This is a genomic window from Sandaracinobacteroides hominis (genome assembly GCF_016464365.1).
Taxonomy (GTDB): Bacteria; Pseudomonadota; Alphaproteobacteria; order Sphingomonadales; family Sphingomonadaceae; genus Sandaracinobacteroides; species Sandaracinobacteroides hominis.
In genome coordinates this window covers 1-789 of the sequence record NZ_JADCUC010000021.1, presented here as the reverse complement: position 1 = coordinate 789, position 789 = coordinate 1, and the positions used below count along the sequence as shown (strand labels likewise).

Here is a 789-nt window from a genome sequence, read left to right as displayed (position 1 = left end):
ATCATTGCTGCGGCGAGGTGAATGAAGCCGGTGAAGTGGATGGTTCGTCGATCGTAGCGGGTAGCGAAACGGCGGAAATGCTTGAGGCGGCCGAAGCATCGCTCGATCCGGTTGCGCTGCTTGTAGAGTTCGGTGTCGTGGGGGATGAAGACTTTGCGATTGCGCTTGGACGGTATCACCGCCTGCGCCTCCATCTGAGCGATCGTCTCGCGTAAGCCATTACTGTCATAGGCTTTATCGGCGAGGATGGCATCCGCTTGCTGGCCCTCCAGAAGAGCTGGAGCGGCGGTGATGTCATGGGTCTGCCCTGCCGTGATGGAGAAGCGTAATGGCCGCCCCAGCGCGTCGGCGAGCATGTGGATCTTGGTCGTCAGTCCTCCTCGGGAACGCCCCAGCGCCTGGTCTTGCGCCCCCCTTTTCCGGTCGCTGCCTGCTGGTGGGCGCGAACGATGGTGCTGTCGATCATCAGATACTGATTGTCGCGATCCGTGGTGAGCGCATCAAACACCCGCTCCCATACGCCAGTGCCACACCAGCGACTGAAGCGCCGGTGCACCGTCTTCCATCGACCATAGCGCTCAGGCAGGTCGCACCAATGCGCTCCAGATCTCAGAACCCACAAACATCCGTTCACAAACAATCGGTTATCCGACCCCGTCCGTCCAGGATCCCCCGCCTTGCCCGGCAGCAGCAGCGCGATCCTCGCCCACTGCGCATCGTTCAACTCGTACCGCTTGATCCCCATCGTCCGCTCCGCGTTCAACACGGAGCCCTATGAATCAGCGATCA

General features: G+C 61.0%; 1 pseudogene. It reads right to left on the bottom strand.

Going from position 1 to position 789, the window contains the following annotated elements:
- Positions 1 to 745: pseudogene (locus tag IM784_RS16910) on the bottom strand (IS5 family transposase); the annotation flags it as partial.
- Between the last annotated feature and the right edge of the window lie 44 nt (positions 746 to 789).